The 25,775-nt window shown below is 72.5% G+C and carries 24 protein-coding genes and 2 pseudogenes; 8 read left to right on the top strand and 18 right to left on the bottom strand.

Annotation, left to right across the window (positions count from 1 at the left end; genetic code table 11):
* Positions 1-31 precede the first annotated feature (31 nt).
* The 3 genes from Phou_RS47400 to Phou_RS47390 form a co-directional block, all read right to left on the bottom strand.
* Positions 32-1,006, bottom strand: a complete 975-nt coding sequence (locus tag Phou_RS47400; RefSeq protein ID WP_173070893.1) for a carbohydrate kinase family protein — start codon at positions 1,004-1,006, stop codon at positions 32-34.
* 142 nt (positions 1,007-1,148) lie between these two features.
* Positions 1,149-1,514, bottom strand: a complete 366-nt coding sequence (erpA, locus tag Phou_RS47395; protein ID WP_173070891.1) for an iron-sulfur cluster insertion protein ErpA — start codon at positions 1,512-1,514, stop codon at positions 1,149-1,151.
* A gap of 60 nt (positions 1,515-1,574) precedes the next feature.
* A complete protein-coding gene (locus Phou_RS47390; RefSeq protein WP_218579618.1) occupies positions 1,575-1,991 on the bottom strand; it encodes a MarR family winged helix-turn-helix transcriptional regulator in 417 nt (138 codons plus the stop codon).
* Between the two features lie 76 nt (positions 1,992-2,067).
* Between Phou_RS47390 and Phou_RS47385 the strand changes: the two genes are divergently transcribed.
* Complete coding sequence (locus tag Phou_RS47385) at positions 2,068-3,495, top strand: MFS transporter (protein ID WP_173070889.1); 1,428 nt, start codon at positions 2,068-2,070, stop codon at positions 3,493-3,495.
* Positions 3,496-3,627: 132 nt separating this feature from the next.
* On the opposite strand, the pseudogene Phou_RS47380 reads toward Phou_RS47385, so the two are convergent.
* Positions 3,628-4,742 (bottom strand): annotated as a pseudogene (locus Phou_RS47380) (glycerate kinase family protein).
* 59 nt (positions 4,743-4,801) lie between these two features.
* On the opposite strand from Phou_RS47380, the gene nadA reads away from it, so the two are divergent.
* The 4 genes from nadA (at position 4,802) to Phou_RS47360 (ending at position 8,785) form a co-directional block, all read left to right on the top strand.
* A complete protein-coding gene (nadA, locus tag Phou_RS47375; protein WP_173070887.1) occupies positions 4,802-5,971 on the top strand; it encodes a quinolinate synthase NadA in 1,170 nt (389 codons plus the stop codon).
* A gap of 121 nt (positions 5,972-6,092) precedes the next feature.
* Positions 6,093-7,478: a UDP-N-acetylglucosamine 1-carboxyvinyltransferase gene (murA, locus tag Phou_RS47370; RefSeq protein ID WP_371872276.1), complete on the top strand. Its 1,386-nt coding sequence runs from the start codon at positions 6,093-6,095 to the stop codon at positions 7,476-7,478.
* 19 nt (positions 7,479-7,497) lie between these two features.
* Entirely contained in the window at positions 7,498-8,133 is a 636-nt protein-coding gene (locus Phou_RS47365; protein ID WP_173070883.1) for a DUF3043 domain-containing protein, read from the top strand.
* A gap of 4 nt (positions 8,134-8,137) precedes the next feature.
* Positions 8,138-8,785 (top strand): DUF2461 domain-containing protein, encoded by a 648-nt coding sequence (locus Phou_RS47360; RefSeq protein WP_173070881.1) that lies wholly within the window; start codon positions 8,138-8,140, stop codon positions 8,783-8,785.
* 681 nt (positions 8,786-9,466) lie between these two features.
* On the opposite strand, the gene Phou_RS47355 is transcribed toward Phou_RS47360, so the two are convergent.
* From Phou_RS47355 to Phou_RS47320, 8 genes are all read right to left on the bottom strand, one after another.
* The gene (locus Phou_RS47355; RefSeq protein ID WP_173070879.1) at positions 9,467-10,276 is read right to left on the bottom strand and encodes a hypothetical protein; all 810 of its coding nucleotides are present in this window, start codon (positions 10,274-10,276) and stop codon (positions 9,467-9,469) included.
* The gene (locus Phou_RS47350; protein ID WP_173070877.1) at positions 10,192-11,604 is read right to left on the bottom strand and encodes an adenylate/guanylate cyclase domain-containing protein; all 1,413 of its coding nucleotides are present in this window, start codon (positions 11,602-11,604) and stop codon (positions 10,192-10,194) included. Before Phou_RS47350 ends, Phou_RS47355 begins: the two co-directional genes overlap by 85 nt.
* Positions 11,605-11,718: 114 nt before the next feature.
* Positions 11,719-12,366 (bottom strand): response regulator transcription factor, encoded by a 648-nt coding sequence (locus Phou_RS47345; RefSeq protein WP_173070875.1) that lies wholly within the window; start codon positions 12,364-12,366, stop codon positions 11,719-11,721.
* A gap of 72 nt (positions 12,367-12,438) precedes the next feature.
* Entirely contained in the window at positions 12,439-13,848 is a 1,410-nt protein-coding gene (locus Phou_RS47340) for a sensor histidine kinase (RefSeq protein ID WP_173070873.1), read from the bottom strand.
* Positions 13,749-14,399, bottom strand: coding sequence for a hypothetical protein (locus Phou_RS47335; protein WP_173070871.1), 651 nt, complete (start codon positions 14,397-14,399; stop codon positions 13,749-13,751). The genes Phou_RS47340 and Phou_RS47335 overlap by 100 nt, the downstream gene beginning before the upstream one ends.
* An 85-nt stretch (positions 14,400-14,484) precedes the next feature.
* A complete protein-coding gene (locus Phou_RS47330; RefSeq protein WP_173070869.1) occupies positions 14,485-14,964 on the bottom strand; it encodes a hypothetical protein in 480 nt (159 codons plus the stop codon).
* Between the two features lie 196 nt (positions 14,965-15,160).
* Complete coding sequence (locus tag Phou_RS47325; RefSeq protein WP_173070867.1) at positions 15,161-15,469, bottom strand: AzlD domain-containing protein; 309 nt, start codon at positions 15,467-15,469, stop codon at positions 15,161-15,163.
* On the bottom strand, positions 15,469-16,143 hold the full coding sequence (locus tag Phou_RS47320; protein WP_173070866.1) for an AzlC family ABC transporter permease: 675 nt from the start codon (positions 16,141-16,143) through the stop codon (positions 15,469-15,471). The genes Phou_RS47325 and Phou_RS47320 overlap by 1 nt, the downstream gene beginning before the upstream one ends.
* 55 nt (positions 16,144-16,198) lie before the next feature.
* On the opposite strand from Phou_RS47320, the gene Phou_RS47315 reads away from it, so the two are divergent.
* Complete coding sequence (locus Phou_RS47315) at positions 16,199-16,759, top strand: helix-turn-helix domain-containing protein (RefSeq protein WP_173070864.1); 561 nt, start codon at positions 16,199-16,201, stop codon at positions 16,757-16,759.
* Here the strand turns inward: Phou_RS47315 and Phou_RS47310 are convergent.
* The 4 genes from Phou_RS47310 to Phou_RS47295 all read right to left on the bottom strand — a co-directional run bounded on the left by Phou_RS47310 (position 16,740) and on the right by Phou_RS47295 (position 21,116).
* Entirely contained in the window at positions 16,740-17,690 is a 951-nt protein-coding gene (locus Phou_RS47310; RefSeq protein ID WP_173070862.1) for an ABC transporter ATP-binding protein, read from the bottom strand. The two genes, Phou_RS47315 and Phou_RS47310, sit on opposite strands and share 20 nt — an antisense overlap.
* Complete coding sequence (locus Phou_RS47305) at positions 17,687-18,487, bottom strand: ABC transporter permease (RefSeq protein ID WP_173070860.1); 801 nt, start codon at positions 18,485-18,487, stop codon at positions 17,687-17,689. The genes Phou_RS47310 and Phou_RS47305 overlap by 4 nt, the downstream gene beginning before the upstream one ends.
* On the bottom strand, positions 18,480-19,337 hold the full coding sequence (locus Phou_RS47300; RefSeq protein ID WP_173071541.1) for an ABC transporter permease: 858 nt from the start codon (positions 19,335-19,337) through the stop codon (positions 18,480-18,482). The genes Phou_RS47305 and Phou_RS47300 overlap by 8 nt, the downstream gene beginning before the upstream one ends.
* A 1,428-nt stretch (positions 19,338-20,765) precedes the next feature.
* The gene (locus Phou_RS47295) at positions 20,766-21,116 is read right to left on the bottom strand and encodes a hypothetical protein (protein ID WP_173070858.1); all 351 of its coding nucleotides are present in this window, start codon (positions 21,114-21,116) and stop codon (positions 20,766-20,768) included.
* Positions 21,117-21,679: 563 nt separating this feature from the next.
* On the opposite strand from Phou_RS47295, the gene Phou_RS47290 reads away from it, so the two are divergent.
* Positions 21,680-23,572: a WG repeat-containing protein gene (locus Phou_RS47290; RefSeq protein ID WP_246274722.1), complete on the top strand. Its 1,893-nt coding sequence runs from the start codon at positions 21,680-21,682 to the stop codon at positions 23,570-23,572.
* A gap of 14 nt (positions 23,573-23,586) precedes the next feature.
* Positions 23,587-24,584 (top strand): annotated as a pseudogene (locus Phou_RS47285) (aldo/keto reductase family protein).
* A gap of 154 nt (positions 24,585-24,738) precedes the next feature.
* On the opposite strand, the gene Phou_RS47280 reads toward Phou_RS47285, so the two are convergent.
* Both Phou_RS47280 and Phou_RS47275 read right to left on the bottom strand, forming a co-directional pair.
* A complete protein-coding gene (locus tag Phou_RS47280; RefSeq protein WP_246274720.1) occupies positions 24,739-25,527 on the bottom strand; it encodes a site-2 protease family protein in 789 nt (262 codons plus the stop codon).
* Positions 25,524-25,724, bottom strand: coding sequence for a hypothetical protein (locus Phou_RS47275; protein WP_173070856.1), 201 nt, complete (start codon positions 25,722-25,724; stop codon positions 25,524-25,526). Before Phou_RS47275 ends, Phou_RS47280 begins: the two co-directional genes overlap by 4 nt.
* Between the last annotated feature and the right edge of the window lie 51 nt (positions 25,725-25,775).

Genomic DNA, 25,775 nt, shown 5'->3' with positions numbered 1-25,775 from the left:
CGCGGTAGCTCACATCTTCTTGAAAATGCTTTTAGGACAGGTGGCCGCGGACCTCGTCGGCCGCCTCGTCGCCGTAGGCACCGGCGAGGCGCTTGAGGAAGGCGTCCGACCGGATCTCGTACTCCTGCGGGCCGACCGTCTCCAGGACGAGCGCGGCCACCAGCGAGCCGACCTGGGCGGAGCGCTCCAGGCTCAGGCCCCACGAGCGGGCGGAGAAGAAGCCGGCGCGGAATCCGTCGCCGACACCGGTCGGGTCCTCGGTGCGCACGTCCGGCACCACCGGAACGTGGATGCGCTCGATGTCGCGGCCGCTGATCTCCACGCCGTCCTTGCCCAGCGTGGTCACCCGGATGCCCACCAGGTCGAGCATCTGCTCGCCGGAGATGCCGGTCTTGCTTTCCAGCAGCGACTTTTCGTAGTCGTTGGTGAGCAGGTAGGCCGCGCCGTCGATGAGCTTGCTGAGGTCGCCGCCGTCCATGCGGGCCATCTGCTGCGAGATGTCCGCCACGAACGGGTAGCCGCGCTCGCGGCACTCCTGCGAGTGGCGGATCATCGCGTCCGGGTCGTTGGGGCTGACCAGCACCAGGTCGAGCCCGCCCACGCGGTCGGCGACCGGGGCCAGCTCGATGTTGCGGGCCTCGCTCATCGCGCCGGCGTAGAACGAGGCGATCTGGCAGAGGTCGTTGTCGGTGGTGCAGACGAAGCGGGCCGTGTGCGCCACCTCACTGACGTGCACCGAGTCGCAGTCGACCCCGTGCCGCTCCAGCCAGGAGCGGTAGTCGGCGAAGTCGGCGCCCACCGCGCCGAGCAGCACCGGGCGAAGGCCGAGCTGTGCCATGCCGAACGCGATGTTGGCCGCGATGCCACCACGCCGCACCACCAGGTCGTCGACCAGGAACGACAAGGAGACCTTGTGCAGCTGGTCGGCGATGAGCTGGTCGGCGAACCGGCCGGGGAAATGCATCAGGTGGTCGGTGGCGATCGAGCCGGTGACGGCGATCTTCATGCTGCCCTCGCGATCAGGTACGGGGGTGTTGCGGTGCGCGGACAGCCTACCCACACCGTTGGCGCGTCCGTCGCCGCGTCGTCACCATCTGGACACGAAAACGGGGCCACCCCTTGGGATGGCCCCGTCTCGGACGGTCAGCTCAGTGGAACGAGTCGCCGCAGGCGCAGGAGCCCTGCGCGTTGGGGTTGTCGATGGTGAAGCCCTGTGCGTCGATCCGGTCGGCGAAGTCGATCGTGGCGCCGGCCAGGTAAGGCGCGCTCATGCGGTCGACGACGACCTCGACACCGTCGAAGTCGCTCACAACGTCGCCGTCGAGCGAACGCTCGTCGAAGAAGAGCTGGTAACGCAGGCCCGAACAGCCACCCGGCTGCACGGCGACCCGCAGCCGCAGGTCGTCGCGGCCTTCCTGCTCGATCAGGGCCTTGACCTTCTGCGCCGCGACGTCGCTGAGGACAACGGTGGTCGCGGCCTTGGCCTCGGTCGACTCGGTCTGCGGAGTGGTCACTTGGAGATCTCCCTGTGCCGGGTGCGGATGTTTCGGTACCTAAGGGGGAACGCTAGCCCGCTAGCCGGCGATTCCCAATGGACTGTCGTTCGAGTCTAGGCCAGTTTTACCCAGAATCTCCGTGAGCACAGCGCGCTGCGTGGGTCGGGCGGCCTGCTGGCGGCGCAAACCCTCCTCCGTCAGTGTGACGAAGACCCCTCGCCGGTCCTGCGGACACAGTGCCCGGCAGACCAGGCCGTCGCGCTCAAGGCGGGCGACCGCGCGGGAGAGCGCGCTCTGGCTGAGGTGAACCTGCTCACCCAGCTCCTGCATGCGCAGCTTTCCCTCCACCACGCCGGCCAGCCGGTCGAGCACCTCGAACTCGCTCATGCCCAACCCGTGCCGCTCGTGGAGCTCGCGCTCCAGCGCGCAGGAGGCGTCGTGGTAGCGCTGCGCCAGCGTGCGCCACGTCTGCACGATGCCGGGTTGCTCGGACACGCCGACATCCTATCAGATGTGTGTTAACACATAATTTGCTTGTGCATTAGATGCATGCGCAAGTACTTTCCTGCTCATGGCTTCTACCGCAACGACCCCTGTCCCCGAGTCGGTAGCCGAGGAGATACAGCCGCAGCAGCGCTGGACTCCTCGCCTCTGGGGGACGCTCCTCGTGCTCTGCGGCGCGCTCTTCCTCGACGGCCTCGACGTATCGATGGTCGGCGTGGCCCTCCCATCCATCCAGGCCGACCTCGGCCTCTCGAACTCCACCCTCCAGTGGGTGGTCAGCGGCTACGTGCTCGGCTACGGCGGGCTCCTGCTGCTCGGCGGCCGCACCGCCGACCTGCTCGGCCGACGCCGCGTGTTTCTCTGGTCGATCGCGATCTTCGCGGTCGCCTCGCTCCTCGGCGGCCTCGTGAACGACCCGGCGCTCCTTGTCGGTACCCGCTTCGTCAAGGGCGTGGCGGCCGCCTTCACGGCACCGGCCGGGCTCTCGATCATCACGACCACCTTCCACGAGGGTCCCGCCCGCAACCGGGCGCTGAGCTTCTTCACCGCCTGCGGTGCGAGCGGCTTTTCGATGGGCCTGATCTTCGGCGGGCTGATGACCGAGGTCGGCTGGCGGTGGACCTTCCTCCTGCCGGTGCCGATCGCGCTCGCCGTGCTCGTCGCGGGCATCCGGCTCATCCCGTCGGACGTCCGCGAGAACATTCAAAAGCGGGGGTACGACATCGCCGGCGCGGCGACCGTCACCGGCGCGCTCCTGCTCCTGGTGTACGCCGTCGTGGAAGCACCCTCGGCCGGCTGGCTCTCGGCTCGCACGATCGGCTCGTTCGTGCTGGTCGCGGCGCTGCTGGCCGCGTTCGTGGCGATCGAGCGGCGGGTGGCCCACCCGCTGGTGCGCCTGGGCATCCTGCGCAACCGCAGGCTGGTCGGCGCCAACCTCGCCGCGCTCACGGTCGTCGGCTCGTACGTCGGCTTCCAGTTCCTCGGCGCGCAGTACACGCAGGTGGTGCTCGGGTGGTCGCCGCTGGCGATGGCGATGGCGTTCCTGCCCGGCGGTTTGATCGTGGCCTTCGGGGGGCCACGAACGGCCGCGCTCGTCAACCGCTTCGGCACCGGGCGGGTCGTGGTGGGCGGCCTCTTGTCGTTCATGGCCGCCTACCTGCTCTTCCTGCGGATCGACGGCGAGCCTCGCTACCTCGGTGTGATCCTGCCCACGATGCTGCTGCTCGGCCTCGGCTTCGCGCTGGCGTACCCGGCCCTCAACATCCAAGGCACCGCCGGCGTGGCCGATGAGGAACAGGGCCTGGCATCCGGCCTGGTCCAGGCGTCGTTCCAGGTGGGTGGCGCGATAGTGCTGGCCGGCGTGACAGCGATGATCGCCACCGCACAACCAGCGCCCGGCACGGTGCCCGACTCCTTCTACCCAGCGATCTGGTTCGTCACCGGCGTAGCCGCCTTCGGCCTCGCCATCTCCCTGCTAGGCCTCCGCCGCCGCTGACCCTTAGGCGGTTGACCCCCTGAAGCGGTTGATCAGGGAGTTGGTGGGCGTGTCGCACGGCGCGCCACAGCACCAACTCCCTGATCAACGGCACGGGCGGCGCGGTCAGCGCGGACGGCGCCAGCGGCGCGGTCAGCGGCGCCAGCCGGCGGCCAGGCGGGTGGCGATCTCGCGGAGGCCGTCCGCGGGGCGGGTCATCGCCTCCTGCTCGGTGCCGAAGTGTTCGGTCAGGGACCATGACTCGGTCACACCGGCCGCCGCGGCTTCACGGCGGCCGGCGCTCACCTGGCCGGCCACCACCACGCAGGGCACGCCCCGGTCGCGGGCCGCACCCGCCACGCCGGCGACGACCTTGCCGCGCAGGGACTGGAAGTCGAACGAGCCCTCGCCGGTGATGACCAGGTCGGCGGCGTCGAACGCGGCGTCCAGCCCGATCAGGCGGTTGACCAGCGCGACACCGGACTCACACCGGCCGCCGAGCGCGAGGATCGCGGCGCCCAGGCCGCCCGCCGCACCCGCACCGGCCTGGCCGGCCACGGCGGGTGGGCACGTGGGCAGCTTCTCCAGCACGCCGGCCCACCGTTCCAGCGCACCGTCGAGCAGCATGATGTCCTCGCGCGTCGCGCCCTTCTGCGGGCCGTACACATTGGATGCCCCGTGCAGCCCGGTCAGCGGGTTGTCCACGTCGGTGGCGGCGACCAGCTCCACACCGCGCAGCCGCGGCGTGCCGCCCAGCCCCGCGACCGTGACAAGGGCCGCCCCGCCGTACGGCAGCGCGTACCCGGAATCGTCCACCGGCGGTGCCCCAGCGCGGCGAGCATGCCGGCGCCGCCGTCGTTCGTGGCGGAGCCGCCGAGGCCGACCACGACGGTGCGCGCGCCGCTCTCGACCGCGTGCGTGACCAGGACACCGAGGCCGTACGAGGTCGCCCGCCGCACGTCCCGCTCGGCCGGCTCGACAAGGTGCAGGCCGCACGCCTGTGCGCTCTCCACATAGGCGGTGTCACCCACCACCAGCACCGCCCCGGCCGTCGCGCGGCCGAGCGGGTCGACGGTCTCCACAGGCACCAGGCGGCCGGGAAGGGCCTCCGCGAGGACGTCGACGAAGCCGGGACCGCCGTCCGAGAGCGGCCGGCTGACGATCTCATCGGTGGGCGCGGCCGAGAGCCAGCCTTCCGCGACCGCGGCGGCGACCTCCGGAGCGGAGAGGGTACCGGCGAACTTGTCCGGACAGATCAGCACACGCATGATTCCGCAGTGTGGCAGGACACAGCGTCGGACCTGCGTCCGGGCGCATCATGGAGGGCGTGACTTCCACGTGGATCGAGCCGTCGAGCACCGGCGCCGCCCTCCTGCTGCTCGGTCGGGGCAGTGACTCCTCCGCAGAAAAGGGTGTCGAGTGTCCCGGCGAGCTGCCCTCGCCGAGCGACCCCACCCTCGTCGAGCGGGCCCGCCGGGCCAAGGCCGCGCTCGGCGACCGCCTCTTCGTGCTGGGCCACCACTACCAGCGTGACGAGGTGATCCAGTTCGCCGACGTCACCGGCGACTCGTTCAAGCTGGCCCGCGAGGCGGCCGCCCGGCCGGAGGCGGAGTTCATCGTCTTCTGCGGCGTGCACTTCATGGCCGAGAGCGCCGACATCCTCACCTCCGACGCGCAGAAGGTCGTGCTGCCCGACCTCGGCGCCGGCTGCTCGATGGCCGACATGGCCGCGCTGCCTCAGGTGGAGACCGCCTGGGAGCTGCTGGAAGACCTCGGGATCGCGGGCGACACGGTCCCCGTGACGTACATGAACTCCTCGGCCGACATCAAGGGCTTCGTCGGCCGCAACGGCGGCGTGGTCTGCACGTCCTCCAACGCGAAGCGGGCGCTGACCTGGGCGTTCGAGCGGGGAGAGAAGGTGCTCTTCCTGCCGGACCAGCACCTGGGGCGCAATACGGCCGTCCTCGAGATGGGCTTCGACCTCGACGACTGCGTCCTCTACAACCCGCACAAGCCAAACGGCGGCCTCACGCCGGAGCAGCTGCGCGACGCCAAGATGATCCTGTGGCGGGGGCACTGCTCGGTGCACGGCCGCTTCACGCTCAGCTGCGTCGAGGAGGTGCGTGAGCGGGTGCCGGGCGTCAACGTGCTGGTGCACCCCGAGTGCCGCCACGAGGTGGTCACGGCCGCCGACCAGGTCGGCTCGACGGAGTACATCATCAAGGCCATCGACGCGGCGCCGTCCGGCTCGGCGTGGGCGGTGGGGACCGAGCTCAATCTGGTACGGCGTCTTGCCAACGCCCACCCGGACAAGCAGATCATGTTCCTGGACCGCAACGTCTGCTACTGCTCCACGATGAACCGCATCGACCTCCCTCACCTCGTGTGGGCGATGGAGGAGCTGGCCGCCGGACGGCTGGTCAACCAGATCACCGTGGACGCCGACACCGCACATCACGCGCGCGTCGCGCTTGACCAGATGCTCGCCCTGCCGTAACGCTGTGTAGCACAACGTTTACGGTCTCCCCGTTTCGTGCCACCTCATACGGTGTGCACCCCGCTCGCCACGTCACGGAGCGCTATGCTCCTCGGGCGGTGATCGGGGGCAGAGTGCCGCGTTGGTGCCATCTGGTGGAGGTTGTGCGTTGACCGTCAATGACGTCCTGACCGTGCACGGCGGTACTCCGCTGCACGGGCGGATCCGGGTCCGCGGTGCCAAGAACCTCGTCTCCAAGGCGATGGTGGCGGCACTGCTGGGCGACGCGCCGAGCCGGCTGTACGACGTGCCGCGCATCCGCGACGTCGAGGTCGTGCGCGGCCTGCTGGAGCTGCACGGCGTCCGGGTCAGCGACGGCGCCGAAGACGGCGAGCTGGTCCTCGACCCCGCCAACGTGGCGAGCGCCAACTCCGACGAGATCAACGTGCACGCCGGCTCCAGCCGCATCCCGATCCTCTTGTGCGGGCCGCTGCTGCACCGCCTGGGTCACGCGTTCATCCCGGACCTCGGCGGGTGTCACATCGGCCCGCGGCCGATCGACTTCCACATCCAGGCCCTGCGCGAGTTCGGCGCGGTGGTCGACAAGGCCGCGGACGGCATGCACCTCACCGCGCCCAACGGGCTGCACGGCACCAAGCTGGAGCTGCCGTACCCGAGCGTGGGCGCCACCGAGCAGGTGCTGCTCACCGCGGTCATGGCCAACGGCGTGACCGAGCTGCGCAACGCGGCCGTCGAGCCGGAGATCATCGACCTCATCTGCGTCCTGCAGAAGATGGGCGCGATCATCAAGGTGCACACCGACCGGGTGATCGAGATCCAGGGCGTGCCACGCCTCGGCGGGTACACCCACCGCCCGATCCCCGACCGCATCGAGGCCGCCAGCTGGGCCGCGGCGGCGCTGGCCACCGGCGGCGACATCGAGGTGCTCGGCGCCGAGCAGGTCGACATGATGACGTTCCTCAACGTCTTCCGCTCGGTCGGCGGGGCGTACGAGGTCACCGACATGCGCCCGCCCCGCAACGGCAGCCCCGGCCAGGAGGGCAAGATCCGCTTCTGGCACCCCGGCGGCGAGCTCAAGGCCGTGGCGCTGGAGACCGACGTGCACCCCGGCTTCATGACCGACTGGCAGCAGCCGCTGGTGGTCGCGCTCACCCAGGCGCGCGGGCTGTCGATCGTGCACGAGACGGTGTACGAGCAGCGCCTGGGCTACACCGAGGCGCTCAACTCGATGGGCGCCACGATCCAGGTGTACCGCGACTGCCTCGGCGGCACCCCGTGCCGCTTCGGCCGGCGCGACTTCAAGCACTCCGCGGTGATCGCCGGTCCGAGCAAGCTGCACGCGGCCGACCTGGTCATCCCCGACCTGCGGGCCGGCTTCAGCCACCTGATCGCGGCGCTGGCGGCCGAGGGCACCTCCCGGGTGTACGGCGTCGACCTGATCAACCGGGGCTACGAGGACTTCGAGGCGAAGCTGGCGGCGCTGGGCGCGCACGCCGAGCGCGCGTGATCCCGGTACCCTCGTGAGCGTGCCGTCACTGTTCCGCCGCAAGTCCACCGACGTCGTCGACTCCTCGCCGGCCGACGAGGCGTCCTCGTCAGCCGATGAGGCCGAAGGCCGCCCCAAGGGCTACACGCCCAGCAAGAAGGAGCTGGGCGTCGAGACGCCCAAGCGCGCCAGCGCCAGCCGCCGCCGAGCGGCCGAGCCCGCGCCGTCCAACCGCCGCGAGGCGTACAAGCGGATGCGCGAAAAGCAGCGTGCCGACCGGGCGGAGGCCGCGGCCGGCATGCGAGCCGGTGACGAGCGTTACCTTCTCGCCCGCGACCGCGGCCCGGAGCGGCTGCTCGTGCGCAACGTTGTGGACTCGCGGCGCACGGTCGGCACGTGGTTCTTCGGCGGCGCGCTGATCGTGCTGATCGGCTCGTCGGCCGCGATGCCACCCGCCGTCCGCTTCGTCTCCAACATCATGTGGGCGGCCCTGGCGCTCGGCGTCGTGGTCGACTCGGTGCTGATCTCTCGCAAGGTCAAGCGCCTGGTGCGCGAGCGCTTCCCCAAGTCGACCGCGCGCATGGGCTCGCTGTACCTCTACGCGATCACCCGCTCGATCACCTTCCGCCGCATGCGCATGCCGAAGCCCAAGGTCCAGATCGGCGACGCGGTTTAGGGCCGTGGCGTTCGCCGGCTTCCCCGCGGAGGCCTTCGTGTTCTACGAGGGCCTGGAGGCGGACAACTCAAAGACCTACTGGACCGCGCACAAGGACGTGTACGACGGCTGCGTCCGCGGACCGATGAGCGACCTCGCGGCCGAGCTGGCACCCCTGGTGCGCGCCGAGCCGAAAGTGTTCCGCCCCCACCGGGACGTACGCTTCTCGAAGGATAAATCGCCCTACAAGACCCATCAGGGCGCGTTTTTCGAGGTGGCCAGCGGCGTCGGCTACTACGTGCACGTCGACGCCGGAGGCCTGTTTACGGCGGCCGGGTTCTACGCACACTCGCGCGACCAGACCGCCCGCTTCCGCGCCGCGGTCGACGCCCCCTCCACGGGGGTCGAGCTGGAGAAGATCGTGCGCACCCTCACCCGCCACGGCTTCGAGCCCGGCGGCGACCGCGTGAAGACCCGCCCGCGCGGCTGCCCCGCCGACCACCCGCGCCTGGAGCTGATGCGCCACGAGGCCCTCACCGCCGGCCGCCGCCACGCGGCGGGCCCGGAGCTGGAGGGCCGCGCCGCCTTCGACCTGGTACGCACGGACTGGCGGCGCCTGCGCCCGCTCGTCGACTGGGTGGAGACCAACGTCGGCCCGTTTGAGGCCGACTAGCGCGGTTGTCGCTGCGGCTCGCCAGCGGGCTGGGGTCTGGAATGGCCTTTCGTCCAGCGCCGCCGGCCGCTGTTTGAGGCGGCCGCATCCGTGGGACGCGGCCCAGGGGCTGGGCACTGAGCCGCCCGGAGCTGCCCGCCTCCGGCGGTGTACGGCGCCCGCCCTCCTCGCCCCGGTGCCCGGACGCCCGCCTGGCGCGGCCCGGGACCACTCGTGTGCTGTGCCCGGCCGGCCTGCTGGCGCGGCCCGGGTCCATCCATGCGTTGTGCGCGGAAGCCAGGGCAGCGCGCCTACGGTCCGCCAGTGCGCTGCGCATAAGAGGCCGGCCGGCACGCCCACCGTCCGCCATTGCGCTGTGTTTGTGAGGCCGCCCGGCGCGGCGCTCCTCCACCGGCGTGTTGTGCTCGGGCGGCCGGCCGCGCGCTCCGCTCCCGCTGCGTGCGCTGCCGGCCGGCCGCCCGAGGCCGGAGTGATGCCAAGTGAGCCCGTGAAGGCTCGCTCCCCCGCCTGCCGTCCCCGCGGCTCGCGGCCGCCACGCACGTCCCTCCCTCGCCGGCCGAGGGCTCGCCCACCGTCGGCCTCGCGCGCTCCACCGACCGGGTCTCACCCATCCCTGGCCGCGCGCGCTGCCCCGACCGAAGCTCACCGATCCCTGACCTCGCGCGCTCCCCAGACCACGCCTCAGCCACCCTCGACCTCGCGCGCTCCCCGCAACACGGCCCAGCCACCCCGGCCTCGCACGCTCCACGGACCAGCGCTCACCCACCCCCGACCTCGCACGCTCCCCGGCCCGGGGCCAGTGATTCCAAGCGCGACCCCGACCTGACCGGAGCGAGACTCATCCGTCGCCGCCCTGCCGCCGTGGAGCGCCCGGTCGAGGGCGGAGGCCGCCCGCCAGTGCCGCGCCCTCGCCACGGGTATGCCCGGCCGGAGCGCGGCCCGCCAGTGGTGCCCGGCCCGCACGGCGCGGGGCAGCCGGGCGTAGACGACCTGGCGCACGGCCGGGTCCGCGAACGTGTACTCCGCGCCGGGCCGCTCCACCAGCAGGCCACCCAGCCGGGCCAGCGCCGCCCGAGCGGTGCTCGCGTCGCCGCCCAGCAGGGCCGCCACCGCTTCGGCGGAGATGGTGTCGCCGAGGATCGCGGCGGCGCCGAGCACCGCGCGGTCGCGCTCGTCGACCCGGCCGAGGCGGGCGGAAGCGATGCCCCGCACCCGCGCGGGCAAGGGCGGCTCGCCACACTTCGGGAAGCCGTCCGCGGCGACCGCCCGTGCGTATTCCACCGCGTAGCCGGGGATGCCGCCGCACAGCGGGGCGAGGCGAGCAGCCAGGCGGTGGGGTGAGCCGGACTGGTCGAGCAGGTGCCGCAGCAGCCGGCCGGTGTCCGCCGCGCCCAGCGGCTGGAGTGCTACGGCGGACGGTCCCGCCGGTGCGCGGTCGGTGACGACCACCGCCAGCGGCAGGGGGCCGAGGCGCGCGGGGAGATCGGCCACGAACGCCCGGGTCGCCGGGTCGGCCAGGTGCAGGTCGTCGAGGAGAAGCGCCAGCGGGGCGTGCGCCGCGGCCGCCCGAAGGACCGCCAGCAGGGCACCTTCAACGGCCGGGTCCCGCCCCTCGGCCACGAACGGCGCACCCTCCGCGACCCGGTCGTCCACCGCCGCGCCGGGCACAACGGAGGCACCCAGGCCACCCACCACCACGCCCAGACCACCAGACGCGCCCTGGTCACCCTCAACCCCGCGCCGCACGCCACCCGGTCACCCTCAAGGGGCGCAAACGGTCCGCCAGGCGCCACCCCGTCGCCCTCAAGGCGCGCGAGCGGCGCGACGACAGCGGCCACCGGGCGCTTGGGCTCGGCCGGTGGCGCCACCAAGCGGAACAGTCCATCCAGGACGGAGGTCAGGTCGCCCGCGGGAACAAGGTCGCCTGCCCACGCCCGCAGGCGGCGCCGCACGTCGGTCGGGCGGGTGGCGTCCTCCACGCGAGCCTGGCGGCGGACGAGGTCGGCGAGCGGCGAGTAGCTGGCGCCGCAGGGCGTGCCGTAACCGACCCACCAGCGTGCGCCGGTCGCCGCCAGCGCCTCGCGGGCCAGGCGGGACTTGCCGACCCCGGCCGGGCCGGTCACCCGCACCAGCGCCGGAGCCCGCTCGGCCAGCGCGCCGGTCACCCTGGCGGCCACAGTGGACAGCTCGGCGGCGCGGCCGACCAGCGGGACGGAACCGTCAGGAGCCGATGGCGCCACTGGCGCTACCGCGCGCCACACGTCGACGGGGGCGGGCTTTCCGGCGGGGGTGATGGCGGGCAGCGGGGCGTAGCGTACCCACGGGCCGGTGGCCCCCCGCGTCGCGTCCGTGACCACGACCGTGCCTGGCGCCGCGTGGACCTGCACCCGGGCCGCGGTGTTTACGATGTCGCCGCACACCAGCGCCTGTCCCCCGTCGCGCACGGCGGCGAGGTCGACGATGACCTCGCCGGTGCCCACGCCGACGCGCGCCCGGACCGGCGTGCCGTCGGGCCAGGCGAGGCCGGCGAGCTCGCGCTGCACGTGCAGGCCCGCGAGCACCGCCCGGTACGCGTCGTACTCGTCGGACTCGGGCGCGCCGAAGACCGCGAGCACCGCGTCGCCGACGTACTTCTCCACCACGCCCTGCCAGCGGCCGACGGCGCGGGTGACGCGGCTGAAGTACTCCCGCTGGAGAGCACGCACGTCCTCCGGGTCGAGCCGGCCCGCGCGGCGGGTGAAGCCGACCAGATCCACGAACAGCACGCTGACCCAGCGCCGCTCATCGCGGGGGCTGGGGAGCGGTCGCCGGTGGACCACGTCATGACGATGATTTTTTGCCTGGAGGCGTCCCGAATCGAAGGTACCGATGTCCCGAACCGCGTGGCCGGACGGCGCCAATAACTCGCCGTATCAGAATCGGCGGTGCGGACTCTAACCTTCGATACCGGCGTCGCGGGCGCGGAGTGCGGCCTGGACGCGGCTGTCCACGCCGAGCTTTTCGAACACTCCGGTGAGGTAGTTGCGCACCGTCTTTTCGTTCAGGCCCAAGCCCCGGCCGATCTCGGCGTTGGTGGCGCCGCGCACCAGGCCGGCGAGGATCTTGCGCTCCTGCGGGGTGAGCTTGTCGAACGGGGGTGGCAGCTGAGTGGGCGTGCGCTGCAGCGTGGTGAGCACCTCCGGGCCCACCTTGGGGCCGAGCACCACGCCACCGTCGGCCACGGTGCGGAGCGCGTCCACGATCGTGTCAGGCTCGGTGTCCTTGAGCACGTAACCCCGGGCGCCGGCCTTCAGCGCCCGCGCCACCTTGTCCTTGTCGTCGTACAGCGTGACGATGAGGACCCGCACGCCGGGGCAGAGCGTCACGATGCGCCGGGTCGCCTCGATGCCGTCGCCGTCGGGCAGGTTGATGTCCATGGCCACGACCTGGGCTTTGTGGCTCACCGCCGCGCGCACCGCCTGCTCCACAGTGGACGCCTCGGCCACGCTTTCCACCCACTCCTCGTCCTCCAGCATCGCCCGGAGGCCGCGTCGCACCACGGGGTGGTCGTCGACGATCAGCACCCGGCAACGTGGCAGCACGTTTCACCTCGGCGTCAAGGACGGCAAGTGGCCGCCCGCATGTTAACGCCCGGAAAGCCGGAATGCGTACCCTCAAAGCGGAGAATCACCAGCCTTCCGGACGTGTCGCCCCAGCGGGATCGGCAGTTGCACGCGAACGGCCGTGCCCCGCGGGTCGCCGGGAGTGACCAGGCACTCACCGCCCAGCTCGGCGGCCCGTTCGCGCATGGACTCCAAACCCACGCCGACGTTGCCGTTTTCCCTGGACACGATGCCGATACCGTCGTCGACCACCTGGATGCTCAGGGCCCGGTCGGCGTCGACAATGATGCGGCAGCTCTCCGCCCTCGAGTGCTTGGCCACATTGGTCAGTGCCTCGCTGACGATGCGGTACGCCGCCACCTCGATCGCCGCCGGCAACCCGTCCAGGTGCGCGGCCACGTGCAGGTCCACAGTGAGCGATGGGCTGTGAAACCGCTGGCACTGCACGCGCAGCGCGGCTTCCAGCCCGCGGTCCAGCTCCGGCGGCCGGTGCAGGTGGTCCAGGAGCTGGCGCACCTCGGAGCGGCACACCTGCAGGTCGGCCGTCATGTCCTCCAGGATGCGGCCCACCCTCTCCGGCTCGGCCGCGGCCTTGCGAGCCGCCCGCACCTGCATGCCGATCCCGGTCAGCGCCGGCCCCACGCCGTCGTGCAGGTCGCGGCGCAAGCGCTTGCGCTCCTCCTCGCGCGCGTTGATGAGCCTCTCGCGGGACTCCTGAAGGTCGCGGATGAGCCGGGTTGCCTCGGTTACTGCCGCGAAGTACTGCGCCACATCGGCCAGCAGGCGCCGCTCCCGCTGGCTGAACCTGTCGCCGATGCCACGCGTCGCCACCAGCAGCTCGCCGAGCGTCTCGCCCCGCGCCACCATCGTGAACTCCTCCAGCTGCGTGCCCGTCCGCCCGTGCTCGGCCACCAGCCGCAAACCGTCCGGTGTGGACACCCGCACCGCCACGTACGGCACGCGCAGCGAGCCAGCGATCGCGCTCGTGAGCAGCGGCAGCATCGCGTCCGGGTCGGTCGTCTTCCCGTGCAGGTCGCCGAGGTTGACGATCACCTTGTACGGGTCGTCGCGCTGCCCGTACAGCAGATGGTCGACCAGGCGCTGGACGCGCCGCCGCACGGGCTCGAAGGCCACCGCGATCATGCCGGTCGCGACGAGCGAGGCGTTGGAGGTGCTGCCGCGCATCACGAGGTCGCGCAGGATCGCCACGATCGCCACGAACCCGCCGATCAGCAGCAGCGTCATCAGCAGCCACACGACCGTGCGGTTGATGACGCGGTCGAGGTCGTACAGCCGGTACCGCAGCACGGCCACCGCCATCCCGAGCGGGATGGCCGCGGCAGCGAGCGCCCACGAGCCGGTCAGGCCGAAGCCCTCGAAGACGAGCGCGACCGGAAGGAGCACCGCTGCCGGCAGGAGGCAGGCCAACTGCTGGCGGTCTTCCCCGCGGACCGGCGCCACCGCACCACCAGCGAAGCCACGACGGCCACCAGGCCGGCGCCTACCGCGAGTACCGCGATCTTGGCTACCCGGTCGAGCACCTCGGCCCGCGCGGTGAGGTCGGTGCCGCCGACCGTCACAAGGTCCCGCGGGTGGTCGATGGCCGCCACCGCGAGCGCTCCCGCCGCGATCACGGTGGCCCCGGCGATCCCGACCGCCACCACGCGCCACCGCGGGGAGGGCAGGCGCCCGTCCGGGAAGTACAGCAGGGAGAGCACGACGAGACCGAGCGGTGGCCACCCCGACCACTGGGCGAACCACGCGAACGGCAGCCACGACGCCCAGCTCGCCGCCAGCAGCGAGGCGCAGGCGAACGCGCCGGCGGCGAACATGAGCCGGCCCACCGGATGCCCCGGCACGCCGGCGACGACAAGCGCGCCCAGCGGTGCGAACACCGCGAGACCCGCCGTCAGCACCAGCGCCTTCGGCGCGATCGCCTGATCGTCGAGCAACTGTCCAATGAGTACCAGCAGCACGACCGCCACCCGGCGGCCGCGGCGGCGGACCGCCACGGCTTCCGTCTCGGGCCGGGTATGCCACCCATCACGCCTCCAACCGAACGCCGATCGCCACCGCCCGCGGCGTCACCACCACCAGTCAGTGCGCCCAGAAGTTGTGCCACCAGCTGCCGTCGTGCCGCGGCTGGATGAGTCCGGCGCTAGCGTACGAGTGGGAGAAGATCGGTTCGAGTAGCACGTAGCAATCGGGCAGGCTCCGCCCGTCGATCACCGCGAGGTGGCTCAGCGCCTCGTCCCTGGTCACCTTCGGCTCGTGCCGCGCGATGCGGGCATCGACGCTGCTGGCGAGGTTGGCCCGGGTGGTGTAGAGCCGCTGCTGGACGCCCGCCGTGTTCGGCGGGTTGCCGGAGTCCTTGAGCCCGGTCAGCGCCCCCGTGTCGCTGAGCACCGGCACGAGCGTGCGCCCCTGGACATCGAAGAACTCAATCGACCTCAGCTGGTCGGGCTTGATCTCCCGGGTATCCACGAGGCTCTGCACATCCCGGTAGACGTGCACCATCGTGTTGTTGGTGGCCACTACGAAAACAGGGCCGCCGCTGTTTTGCTTCGGGCTCGTCATGGTGCGCTCCTCCCGCTCGGTGAGAACCGTCGAGAGGAGACTCCGGCGCGTACCGTCCCGCGCACGCCTGACGAACGTCCCGCGACTTTCGGGACCTAGAGCGCCGCCAGCACGCGTTGATCAGGGACTTGATGGAGCGGCGCGCCGCACGACACGCCCACCAAGTCCCTGATCAACGCGCGGTGGGGACCAGGGCTTAGGGCACGCCGGCCAGGCGGAGGAGGGCGGCGGTGGCGGCGGCCGAGACCACCACCACGACGAAGGGTGCCTTGCGCCAGGCGAGCAGGGCGCCCACCGCTACCCCGGCCGGCCGGGCGATGCCGGCGAAGGCGCCGGAGTCGGTCAGTGCGGCGGTACCGGCCAGTGCGGCCAGCAGTGCCGCGGCGGCCAGGGGCAGCATGCGGCGCAGTGGGGCGGGCAGTTCGAGGCGGTCGTGCAGGATGACGCCGGCCAGGCGGAAGGCGTATGTCCCGACGGCGAGGGCAACGATCACGGCGATCAGCATCAGAGTCCTCCACCGTTGCGGCGCATCAGCAGCAGGCCGCTCAGCGCGAGCAGCACGGGCAGCCCGGCCGGCAGCAGTGGGGTCGTGACGACGGCGACCAGCGTGCCGGCCAGCGCGACGTTGCGGGTCTCGGGGTCGCGCAGCGAGGGCAGCAGCAGCGCGATCAGGCCGGCCGGGAACGCGGCGTCCAGGCCCAGCGCGTCCGTGTCGCCGACCGCCCCGCCCAGCATGACGCCGAGCACCCCGCCCACGTTCCAGCTCACGAAGAGCGTGGCGCCGGTCAGCCAGTAGGCCCGGCGGCGGCTGGCCGGGTCGGACTGGGCCATCGTGAACGCGACCGACTCGTCGATCAGGATGTGGCTGCCGATCAGCCGGCGCCGCCACCCGGTGCCGACCGCGTCCGCGACGGCCAGGCCGAAGGGGAGGTGGCGGGCGTTCAGCAGCAGGCCGGCGAAGACCGCGGCGAACGGGTTGCCGGCCGCCACCAGCCCCACCGCCATGAACTGCGAACCGCCCGCGAAGACGACGATCGACATGGCGATGACCGCCCACGCCGGTAGCCCCGCGGCCACCGCGATGGCGCCGAAGGACATGCCGACCGCGAACACCGCGAGCCCGATCGCCCCGACATCCCGGGCGAGGGAGCGGTCGACTGTTCGCTCTGCCGTACGCATAGTACAAAATAGTGAACACACAACCCCGTGTTCGTCAAGTCGAACGGATCGGACGATGGACCGAACAGCACCTCCGCTCGCCACGATCGCCGCCGCCCTGCGCCGCGAGCGGGACAAGGCCGGCATCTCCCTCACCGAGCTGGCGCGGCGGGCGGGGATCGCCAAGTCGACGCTCTCCCAGCTGGAGGCGGGCACCGGCAACCCCAGCGTGGAGACGCTCTGGTCACTGGGGGTCGCGCTCGGCGTGCCGTTCAGCCGGCTGGTGGAGCCGCCCACGCCGGCCGTGCGGGTCATCCGCGCCGGCGAGGCGCCCGGCGTCCGCTCGGAACAGGCCGACTTCACCGGCATCCTGCTCTCGGTCGGCTCGCGCCACGCGCGGCGGGACATCTACCTCGTCGAGCTCGACCCCGGCGCGCTGCGCAAGGCGGAGGCGCACATCCCGGGCAGCGTCGAGCACATGATCGTGGCCCGCGGGCGGGTGCGCACCGGCCCGGCCGCCGAGCCGGTCGAGCTCCGACCGGGCGACTACGCCGCGTTTCCCGGCGACGTGGAGCACGTGTACGAGGCGCTGGAGCCGGACACGCTCGTCGTGCTGGTCATGGAGCACCCTGACTGAGGTAGAGGCGGGTCACCACCTCTTCGATGTCCGGCTCCTCGATCGTGAGGTCGCGCAGCGCCGGCAGGGCGGCCAGGCGGGCGATCACCGGCGCGGCCGGACCGTCCACTGTGAACACCAGCCGCCGCCCGTCCGCCTCCACCACCGCGCCCTCCGGCGGTGCGGCGACCGGCTCGTCAAGGTCGGCGACGACCCGGCGCCGCGAGCCGTACCGGGCGTGCAGCGCCTCGATGCTCCCATCGTGCACCACCCGCCCGTGGTCGATCACGACGAGCCGCCGGCACAGCCGCTCGATGTCGGCCAGGTCGTGCGTGGTGAGCACCAGTGTGACGTCGCCACCCGCGCCCAGGTCGGACAGGAACGAACGCACCGCCTGCTTGCTCACCACATCGAGCCCGATCGTCGGCTCGTCCAGGAAGAGCACCTCCGGCCCGTGCAGCAGCGCCGCGGTCAGCTCGCCGCGCATCCGCTGGCCGAGCGACAGCTGCCGCACCGGCGTGTCCATGAACTCGTCCAGGTCGAGCAGCCCCCGGCAGCGGCGCAGGCGGGCGGCATGGTCGGCGGCCGGTACCCGGTAGATGTGGCGCAGCAGGTCGAACGAGTCGCGCAGCGGCAGGTCCCACCACAGCTGCGAGCGCTGGCCGAACACCACGCCGATCCGCCGCGCCAGGCGTGTGCGCTGCGGGACGGGTACCAGCCCGCACACCCGCGCCTCGCCCGCCGACGGCGTGAGGATGCCGGTCAGCATCTTGAGGGTGGTGGACTTGCCGGCCCCGTTCGGCCCGATGTAGCCGAGCATCTCGCCGCGCTCCACGCGCAGGTCCACACCGGCGACCGCGGCGACGACCCGTTTCTCGCGGCGCAGCCGACCGGCCTTGACCCGCACCGTGAACTCCTTGCGCAGGCCGCGTGCTTCGATGACCACCGTCATGACCCCGTACTCCGGTAGTGCCTGATGCCGACCCGCCACACGGCGGTGGCGGCCGTGGCCGCGACCACGGCGACCAACGGCGCCGCGTACCCCACCCACCCCGGCAGGCCAAGCGGGTCGGTCCGGCCCAGGAGGGCCAGCGCCGGGTAGTAGGCGACGAACGCGAAGCCGACGCCGTACGCGAAGAGGCGCCGAAACCATCCACTGTAGACAGTTATTGGGTACGACGTGAAGTCGCGCCCGCCGTAGGTGAACGCGTTGCCGATCTCGCCGGTCTCCACCCACCAGAACGCCACCGCCGCACTCACCACGAAGATGGCGGCGAAGAACACCGCACCCGCCAGTGGCGCCGCCACCACCAGCACCACCCGTCCCGCCGTCCAGTCGACGCCGGCCGTGGCCGCCGCGAAGGCGAGCACGCCCGTGCCGAAGGCGCAGCGGGAGAGCTTGCGCAGCGGCAGGTCCATGAGCAGCAGCTGGGGCAGGGCGCCGAGCGGGCGTACCAGCACCGCGTCCAGCAGCCCGGTGCGCACGTAGAACTTGATCCGCTCGATGTTGCCGACCGCAAGGTCCGCCGTGGCGAACGCGCACGACGAGAGGCCCACCATCAGCAGCGCTTCGTGGAGCGTGAAGCCGCCGAGGGTACGGCTGACGCGGAACAGCACCAGCACGGTCAGCACATCCATCACGGTGGCGAAGACGTTTGTGCTGAGCTCCAAGACGAACGACGCACGGTACGACGCGAGTGAGCGCGCCTGGCCACGGAAAAGCGCCACGTACGGCCGCAGGTCAACCACCTTGGATCACCAGCTTCCGCTCGGCGCGGCGCTGCACCCAGCGGCACAGGGCGAGCAGCAGCACCACCCACACCGCCTGGAGCGCCACGAGGCCGGCCTGCAGTGCGGGTGGGTCGCGCTCCACGATCACGTCGAGCGGCGTCTGGAGCAGGCTGGGGAACGGGGTGCCCACCCACAGCGCCACCGCCGCCCAGTCGGGGAGGAAGCGCAGCGGGAAGTACAGGCCGGCGAGCACGCCCGAGCCGAGCGTCCAGGCGATCATCGGCCCGCGCACGTCCTGCAGCCAGTAGGCGGAGGCGTTGACCAGGTACCGGCAGCCGAAGCAGGCCACCACCGCGAGTGCCATGGAGACCACGAAGAGCGGCACGGTGGCCCAGCGGCGCGGGAGGTACATGTCGAAGAAGATCAGGCCGGTCACCACCGGCGGGACGAGCCGGGTGACCACGGCGTGGCCGGCCCGGCCGACGTCGGTAGCCAGGTAGCTGAGCACCGGGCTGACCGGACGCAGCAGGTCGCCGGCCACGTCACCGGTGCGGATGCGGTCGGCGAGCTCGGTCCAGCCCCACAGCAGTACCACGGCAAGCAGTCCCTGCCCGACCCAGACGAACGTGGCCAGTTGCGCGCGGTCGTAACCACCCGCGAGGCCTTGGGCCGTCGCGTCCGCGACGGCCAGAAGCACGTAACAGCGGAGGAAGCCGAAGACCGTGTTTGTGAACGCGCCGGCGACGGTTGCCTGTCGGTAGGTGGAATACCGGCGGAACCCCGATCCGGTTATGGCGGCAAATGTCCGAAAGGACACGACAACGTTTTGATGTACCCACCGGGCGCTAGTGGCGTTGACCGAATCCACGCCGATACCCTCTTTCACGACCGCACAGCACCCGAGCCGAGAGACTCTATCCGGTGCATGCGAGGGCACAGCGACACATTTTTCCGACGAGGTGAGATCGGCCGTGAGCGAAGCCACGACGGGCTCGCGGCCGAGCGCGACCACCAAACCCGGCCTTCACCTCCCTCGGGAGGCGATGTGAGCGAGGACTTCCTCGGCTACCGGCGGGGCCCGGACGAGCCCTCGTGGGTGCACGAGAGCACCGACGAGTGGCAGGCTCTGCACCCCAGCCTGCGCTATCCCGGTGACACCGGCCGCGACCAGCTGCCGCCCGACGAGGCCGACGACCTCGGCCCGCGCCGCACGGGCACCTCGGGCCGCGGGTCCGCCTCCGTGCCACACTCCGGCGCCGGTGTGCGCCCGGCGAGCGCCCGCCCTGCCGACCAGCCGGTGGCCAAGCCTCTGTCGCCCGCGGCGGATCGTGGTCTGCCCGTGCCGCCGCCGAGCGGTGGCGGCATCCGGTGGACGCCGCCGCCCGCACCGGGTCGCCGCCCGGCCGCCGCACGTGGCAGCAGCCAGCCCGTCGGCCCCGACCAGGGGCGCGACCAGCGTGGCCGTGGCGCACCTGAGCAGGACCCTCGGTACGCGCCGGGCCGCCACGACGACCGCTGGCCGGCGGACGGCCGCGACGGCTGGGCCGGCGAGGACAGCCGGGGCCAGGATCCGCGACCGGTTTCCCCCGCCCGCGACGGCCGTGGCAGTCGGGGCAGCGCGCAGGTGCCGGGCAGCCACGGTGGCGGTCGCGGTGTGGCCCCCGGCCCCGGTGGGCGCGGTGGTCGGGACGAGCCTTGGTCGGACGGGCCCGGTGACCGGCGTCCCGCGGCCTCCGGACAGGGTGACCGGCGTCCCGCGGCCGGTCCTGGTGGGCCGGGCGACGGATGGGCGGATCCGAGCGGCGGTCCCGGCGGCCGAGGCCGGGTCGACGAGCGCTGGTCCGGCGCCGCATCCGGTCCAGGCGGGCACGAGCGGCACCGCGGCAGCCCGCCGGGTGGGCGAGGTGCGCCTGACGAACGCTGGGCTGAACCGGCCGCCGGGCCGGGCGAGCGCTGGAATGACTCGGCAGCGGGCCGTGGCGCGCCGCCGGACGAGCGTTGGGGTGGCGCCGGAGCGGGGTCGGGCGGCCGTGGTGGGCCGGACGAGCGCTGGGGCAATTCGGGAGCCGGACGCGGCGCACCGCCGGACGACCGTCGGGGCGAGTCCGGAGCCGGCCGCGGCACGCCTCTGGACGGCCCCTGGGGCGGGTCCGCGGCCGGGCCGGGTGGGCGTGGCGGGCCGGACGAGCGTTGGGGCGGAGAGCGCCGCCAGCCCGCGGCGCGCGAGGGCTGGGCCACGGAGCCGACCGGCGGGCGTGCGGCGCCTGGCCCGCGCGAAGGCCGCGCGAGGGTCGACTCAGGCGGCGAGCGGTGGGCCGGCCCGGGTGCGGGCAGCGGCGACCGCCGCGGCGGGCCACGAGACGAGGCGTGGGCGGGTCGTGACGGCCGCCCGGACGAGCGGTTCGAGGCCGGCGGCGGACGGCCCGGCTGGGAAGGCGGCGCGGCGGCGGGCCGAGCCACGCCACCCGGCCGAGGTCAGGCGCCAGCTCCGGGCGGCGGGCAGCCTGGCCCGGCGCACGAACAGCCCGGTCCCGGCCGTGGACAACCCGCTGCGGGCCACGGGCAGCCCGGTCCTGGCCACGGGCAGCCCGGTCCTGGGCACGGACAGGCCGGGGACAGCCGGGCGGCGCAGCCTGGTCCCGGTCATGGGCAGCCGGCTGATGGCCGGGGACGGCCGGTGGAAGGCCGCGCCCAGACGGCCGAGGGCCGCGGACAGCGGGTGGACGACCGGGCGCAGCCGGCGAGCGGTCGCGCCCAGACGGGACGTGCCCAGCCTCCGGACCGCGTCCCACCCGCGGCCGCGAGTGCCGCGGCGCCGATCGTCGAGTCGTCGCGGCCGGCGGTGGCACCGTTCCCCGAGCCGGCCCGACCGATGCGCTGGGTGCCGCCGGAGCGCGGTGGTCAGCCGCCGGCAGACCGCGACCGGTCACCAGCCGAAAGAGACCGTCCGCCGGGCGGTGGTCAGCCCGCGGCCGACCGCGACCGGTCACCGGCCGACAGGGACCGCCCGCCGGGCGAGCGTGAGGGCTTGCCGCCGGCGAAGCACGGGCAGCCTGGCGCGCCCACCGACCGCGATGTGCCGCCGGCCGGGAGCGAGTCGCCGCCCGCCGAGGCCGCATCGCGCCAAAAGCCTTCGTCCTCCGACGGGGCCGGCTGGTTCACCCCCGCTCCCCGGCCCCGACGTCGCCGGAGCCCACGGGAGAGGTGTCGATGGATCGCTCGGACCTCGCCACGGCGCCACCGGTGTCCCCGGCCGGGCCAGTGTCGCCGGCGCCCGTGTCCGCCGTACCTGTCTCTCCGGCCGCCGCGCTCGCCAGCCCGGTGTCCGCGCCGCCTAGCGGGGAGGCGACCGCCCGCATCGGTACGGCGCCACCCGGCACCGCCGCGCCCGACGGCGACTCGTGGGGCGGCGACGGCGCTGGTGCTCGGGCGGGCGCTGAGGAGGCCTGGAGCGGCGCCGACCCGGACACGCGGATCGACGCGCCTGACGATGGTGGCGGCGAGCCCGGTGCGGCCGATTCCGGCGGCCCGGAAGGCGTGCCGGGCGGCGAGGACCCGTCCGCGGACGCCGCCGACACCGATGGGCCGGTCGCGGAGGCCAGCCCCGACACCGTCCTGCCCGCGCCCGCCGGACCGGCCGCCGGTGCGGCGACCGCGCTGCGGGCGCCGACGATGCTCGCGCCGATCGTGCCCCGCGACGGCGCCGCGAAGCCGGCCGCCGGCGGTGTGCCGGGCGCCGGCGGACCGCCGCCGGGAAGCGAGGCCGCCGAGAGCGCGGCCGAACCCGCCGACAACCTGCCCGATCCGGAGCAGGTGCTCGCGGCGTACGAGTGGCGCTTCCACCACGAGACGCTGCGCGAGCTCGTGGAAAACCCCGAGGAGCTGCGCGAGATCCGCGACAGGCTGAGCGAAAAGCTGGAGCCGGCCACCGACAACCGCGCCCGCGCGCGCCTGCTCAGCCTCCGCGCCGTGGTCTCCCGCATCCTCGGTGACCTCGGCAAGGCGCTGTCCGACGGCAAGCTGGCCCTGGCGCACGCCGAGGCGACCGGCGAGCTGCGGCGGATCGCGATCGCACAGGCGCGGCTGGCGCACGTGCTGCAGTGGCGGGGCGACTTCGCCGAGGCCGACCAGCTCTTCGAGGAGGCAAACTCCTCCGAGCTGCCCGACCGCCTCCGCGCCACCATGCACGAGCACGCCGGGCGCTCCAGCTACGACCAGGGCCGGTACATCGAGGCGTGCAACCACTTCGAACGGGCCCTCGAGCTGCGCAAGGTCGAGGACCCAGGGCTCATCGCGCGCACCGAGCTCGCATTGGACGCGGTCTTCAACAAGGTGGCCGAAAACGGGTGGGGGCCGTACCCGCGTTCCAAGGACGAGATCCTGCAGATCCACCGGCCGCCGGCGCCGGCCTTCCACGACCGGGTGCAGCGCTGGGGGTACACGAACGCGGAGAGTGAGTTCGTCGTGCCGCCGGAGTACGCGGACGTGCAGCCCTTCCGCGACCAGGTGGCCTGGGTGCGCCGCCCCGAGGCGCAGACCTGGGAGCTGATCGACGAGGAGGGGCAGCAGCTGATCACGGCGTCGGCCGGGTACCTCGGGGTCGGCTCGTTCTCCGACGGCCTGGCCTGGGTGTCCCGCGACGGCAACGGCAGCTGGATCGCGATCGACAAGAGCGGCCGCATCGTCATCTCCGAGGGCTTCGACGACGTACGCCCGTTCCGGCGCGGCATCGCCGCGGTGCGCAAGGGCGGCTGGGGCGCGGTGGACAAGACCGGCAAGGTGGTACTGCCCACCCGCTTCTCCGGCTTCGCGACCGCGCTGACCGACGGGCGGTACGTGGACGGCTTCACCGACGAGGGTCTGGCCATTGTGGACGGTGGTGGCCGCAAGGGCGTCGTGGACAAGGCGGGGCGGCTTATCGTGCCGCCCGTACACCCGGCGGTGGTCATCCACCCGGTGGCCTTCCTCATCGGCAACGGCAACGGCAAGTGGGGCGCCCTCGACCGCCGCGGCGAACCGCTGATCGACCCGGTCCACCCCAGCCGCGGCGATGTGATGGACGAGATAGATCGACTCCTCGCGGATACCAAGCCGGTCCTCTGAGTAGGTTAGGGGCCATGGAGTTCCGTCACCTTGGCCGTTCCGGCATGCTCGTCAGCGAGATCTCGTACGGCAACTGGATCACCCACGGCTCCCAGGTCGAGGAGGAGGCCGCGCTCTCGTGCGTGCGCGCCGCCCTCGACGTGGGCATCACCACGTTCGACACCGCCGACGTGTACGCGGGCACCCGCGCCGAGTCGGTGCTCGGCCGCGCGCTCAAAGGTGAGCGCCGCGAAGGGCTGGAGGTCTTCACGAAGGTCTACTGGCCGACCGGGCCCGGCCCGAACGACCGCAGCCTCTCCCGCAAGCACATCATGGAGTCCATCAACGGCTCGCTGCGCCGCCTGCAGACCGACTACGTCGACCTCTACCAGGCGCACCGGTTCGACGTGAGCACGCCGCTGGAGGAGACGATGGAGGCGTTCGCCGACATCGTGCACGCGGGCAAGGCCCACTACATCGGCGTCTCGGAGTGGAGCGCCGACCAGATCCGCCGCGGGCACGAGCTGGCCCGCGAGCTGAAGATTCACCTTGTGTCGAGCCAGCCGCAGTACTCGATCCTGTGGCGGGTCATCGAGGCCGAGGTCGTGCCCACCTGCGAGGAGCTGGGCATCGGCCAGATCGTGTGGTCGCCGATCGCGCAGGGCGTGCTCACCGGCAAGTACCTGCCGGGCCAGCCGCCGCCGGCCGGATCGCGTGCCACGGACGAAAAGTCGGGCGCCGGGTTCATCGCGCGCTTCATGAGCGACGAGGTGCTCGCCACCGTGCAGCGCCTCAAGCCCATCGCCGAGGGTACCGGCCTCACGATGGCGCAGCTCGCGATCGCGTGGGTCCTGCAAAACCCGAACGTCTCGTCCGCGATCGTCGGCGCCACCCGCCCGAGCAGGTGCACGACAACGCGAAGGCGGCCGGCGTCAAGCTGGAGGCCGACGTGCTCAAGGCGATCGACGAGGTGGTCAACCCGATCGTCGAGCGCGACCCCGATAAAACCGCCCAGGTCGCCCAGCGCCCGTAACCCGAGAACTCACCGCTGGGCATAACGGCGCAAAGCCGTGACAGGCGCACGGTGAGCGACCGCAGAGGTTCTGGGGCAGGGTGAGCCGCGCAGGGATCAAGCCTGACCGCCCGGAGCGGGTCGCCCTGCCCAGAACCCAGAGCGACAACCCGCCTCAGGACCAGAAGCGGATCAGGTCGAAGCCGTCGTCTCTCAGCCACTCCGGGAGGCCGAAGGCGTTGCCGACGGCGTCGACGCCGCCGAAGAACCAGCCGGCGATGCGCGGGTTCCAGAGCAGGGCGAAGAGCAGGATGAAGCCGTAGGGCGCGAGGATGTCGTAGCCGCGCTTCCACTGCGGCGAGAGCCACGGCTGGATGATGTTGCCGCCGTCGAGGCCCGGAACCGGTAGCAGGTTGAGCACGCTGGCGGTGAGCTGGAGGAAGCAGAGCAGCGCCACCGCGGCCCAGAAGTCGTGGTGTGCCATCGCGTCCACGCCGACCGCGAACGGGATCACCAGCAGCAGCGCGAAAACGACGTTTGTCGCGGGGCCGGCGAGGCTGACCAGCGTGTGCCGCAGCCGTCCCGGTATCTCGTGCCGGTCGATCCACACCGCGCCGCCGGGCAGACCGATGCCGCCGAGGAGCACCACGACCACGGGCAGCACGATCGACAGCAACGGGTGGCTGTACTTGAGCGGGTTGAGCGTGAGGTAGCCACGGTGCGCGACGTTGCGGTCGCCGGCCGCGAAGGCGACAACCGCGTGCGCGTACTCGTGGATGCAGAGCGAGACGAGCCACCCGGAGACCACGAAGAGGAAGACGTCGAGCCGCACGTTGCCGAATTCGGCCCATGTCATCCAGCCGCTGGTGAGGAAGAGCGCCACCAGGCAGAGAAAGACGACACTCGGCCGGAACGCCTCCCGCGGAATGCCCGCCACCGTGTCCCGCCGGGGGCCGAGGCTCACTCCGCGCTCGGCATGAGACTCATCTTGTACTCAACCCGGTCGTCCTCGACCAGGACCACCGAGGTCACGCCGGCCGTGGCCAGCTCACGCCAGCTCTGCCCGATCCAGGACTCGGCGTCGGCCTGGCTGCCGAACTGCTCGGCCGGCCCGGCCACCGCCCGCCCGTCCGTGCCCTCGTACCGCCAGCTCCACGGCATTTTCGAACCCCCATCCACCCGACGACCCCCGCCAGCCTAGTGCCCCGCCCA

Source organism: Phytohabitans houttuyneae (genome assembly GCF_011764425.1).
GTDB classification, from domain to species: Bacteria; Actinomycetota; Actinomycetes; order Mycobacteriales; family Micromonosporaceae; genus Phytohabitans; species Phytohabitans houttuyneae.
This window is presented reverse-complemented; position numbering and strand designations above follow the sequence as displayed.

Bases quoted from the DNA above. Each gene is read 5' to 3' on its own strand.
- Phou_RS47400 (WP_173070893.1), bottom strand. From the start codon at position 1,006: ATGAAGATCGCCGTCACCGGCTCGATCGCCACCGACCACCTGATGCAT.
- Phou_RS47385 (WP_173070889.1), top strand. From the start codon at position 2,068: ATGGCTTCTACCGCAACGACCCCTGTCCCCGAGTCGGTAGCCGAGGAG.
- Phou_RS47330 (WP_173070869.1), bottom strand. From the start codon at position 14,964: ATGACGAGCCCGAAGCAAAACAGCGGCGGCCCTGTTTTCGTAGTGGCC.
- Phou_RS47325 (WP_173070867.1), bottom strand. From the start codon at position 15,469: ATGCTGATCGCCGTGATCGTTGCCCTCGCCGTCGGGACATACGCCTTC.
- Phou_RS47320 (WP_173070866.1), bottom strand. From the start codon at position 16,143: ATGCGTACGGCAGAGCGAACAGTCGACCGCTCCCTCGCCCGGGATGTC.
- Phou_RS47315 (WP_173070864.1), top strand. From the start codon at position 16,199: ATGGACCGAACAGCACCTCCGCTCGCCACGATCGCCGCCGCCCTGCGC.
- Phou_RS47310 (WP_173070862.1), bottom strand. From the start codon at position 17,690: ATGACGGTGGTCATCGAAGCACGCGGCCTGCGCAAGGAGTTCACGGTG.
- Phou_RS47295 (WP_173070858.1), bottom strand. From the start codon at position 21,116: ATGACCGGGACCAGGCTGCGCCGCCCGGCTGTCCCCGGCCTGTCCGTG.
- Phou_RS47290 (WP_246274722.1), top strand. From the start codon at position 21,680: ATGGATCGCTCGGACCTCGCCACGGCGCCACCGGTGTCCCCGGCCGGG.
- Phou_RS47275 (WP_173070856.1), bottom strand. From the start codon at position 25,724: ATGCCGTGGAGCTGGCGGTACGAGGGCACGGACGGGCGGGCGGTGGCC.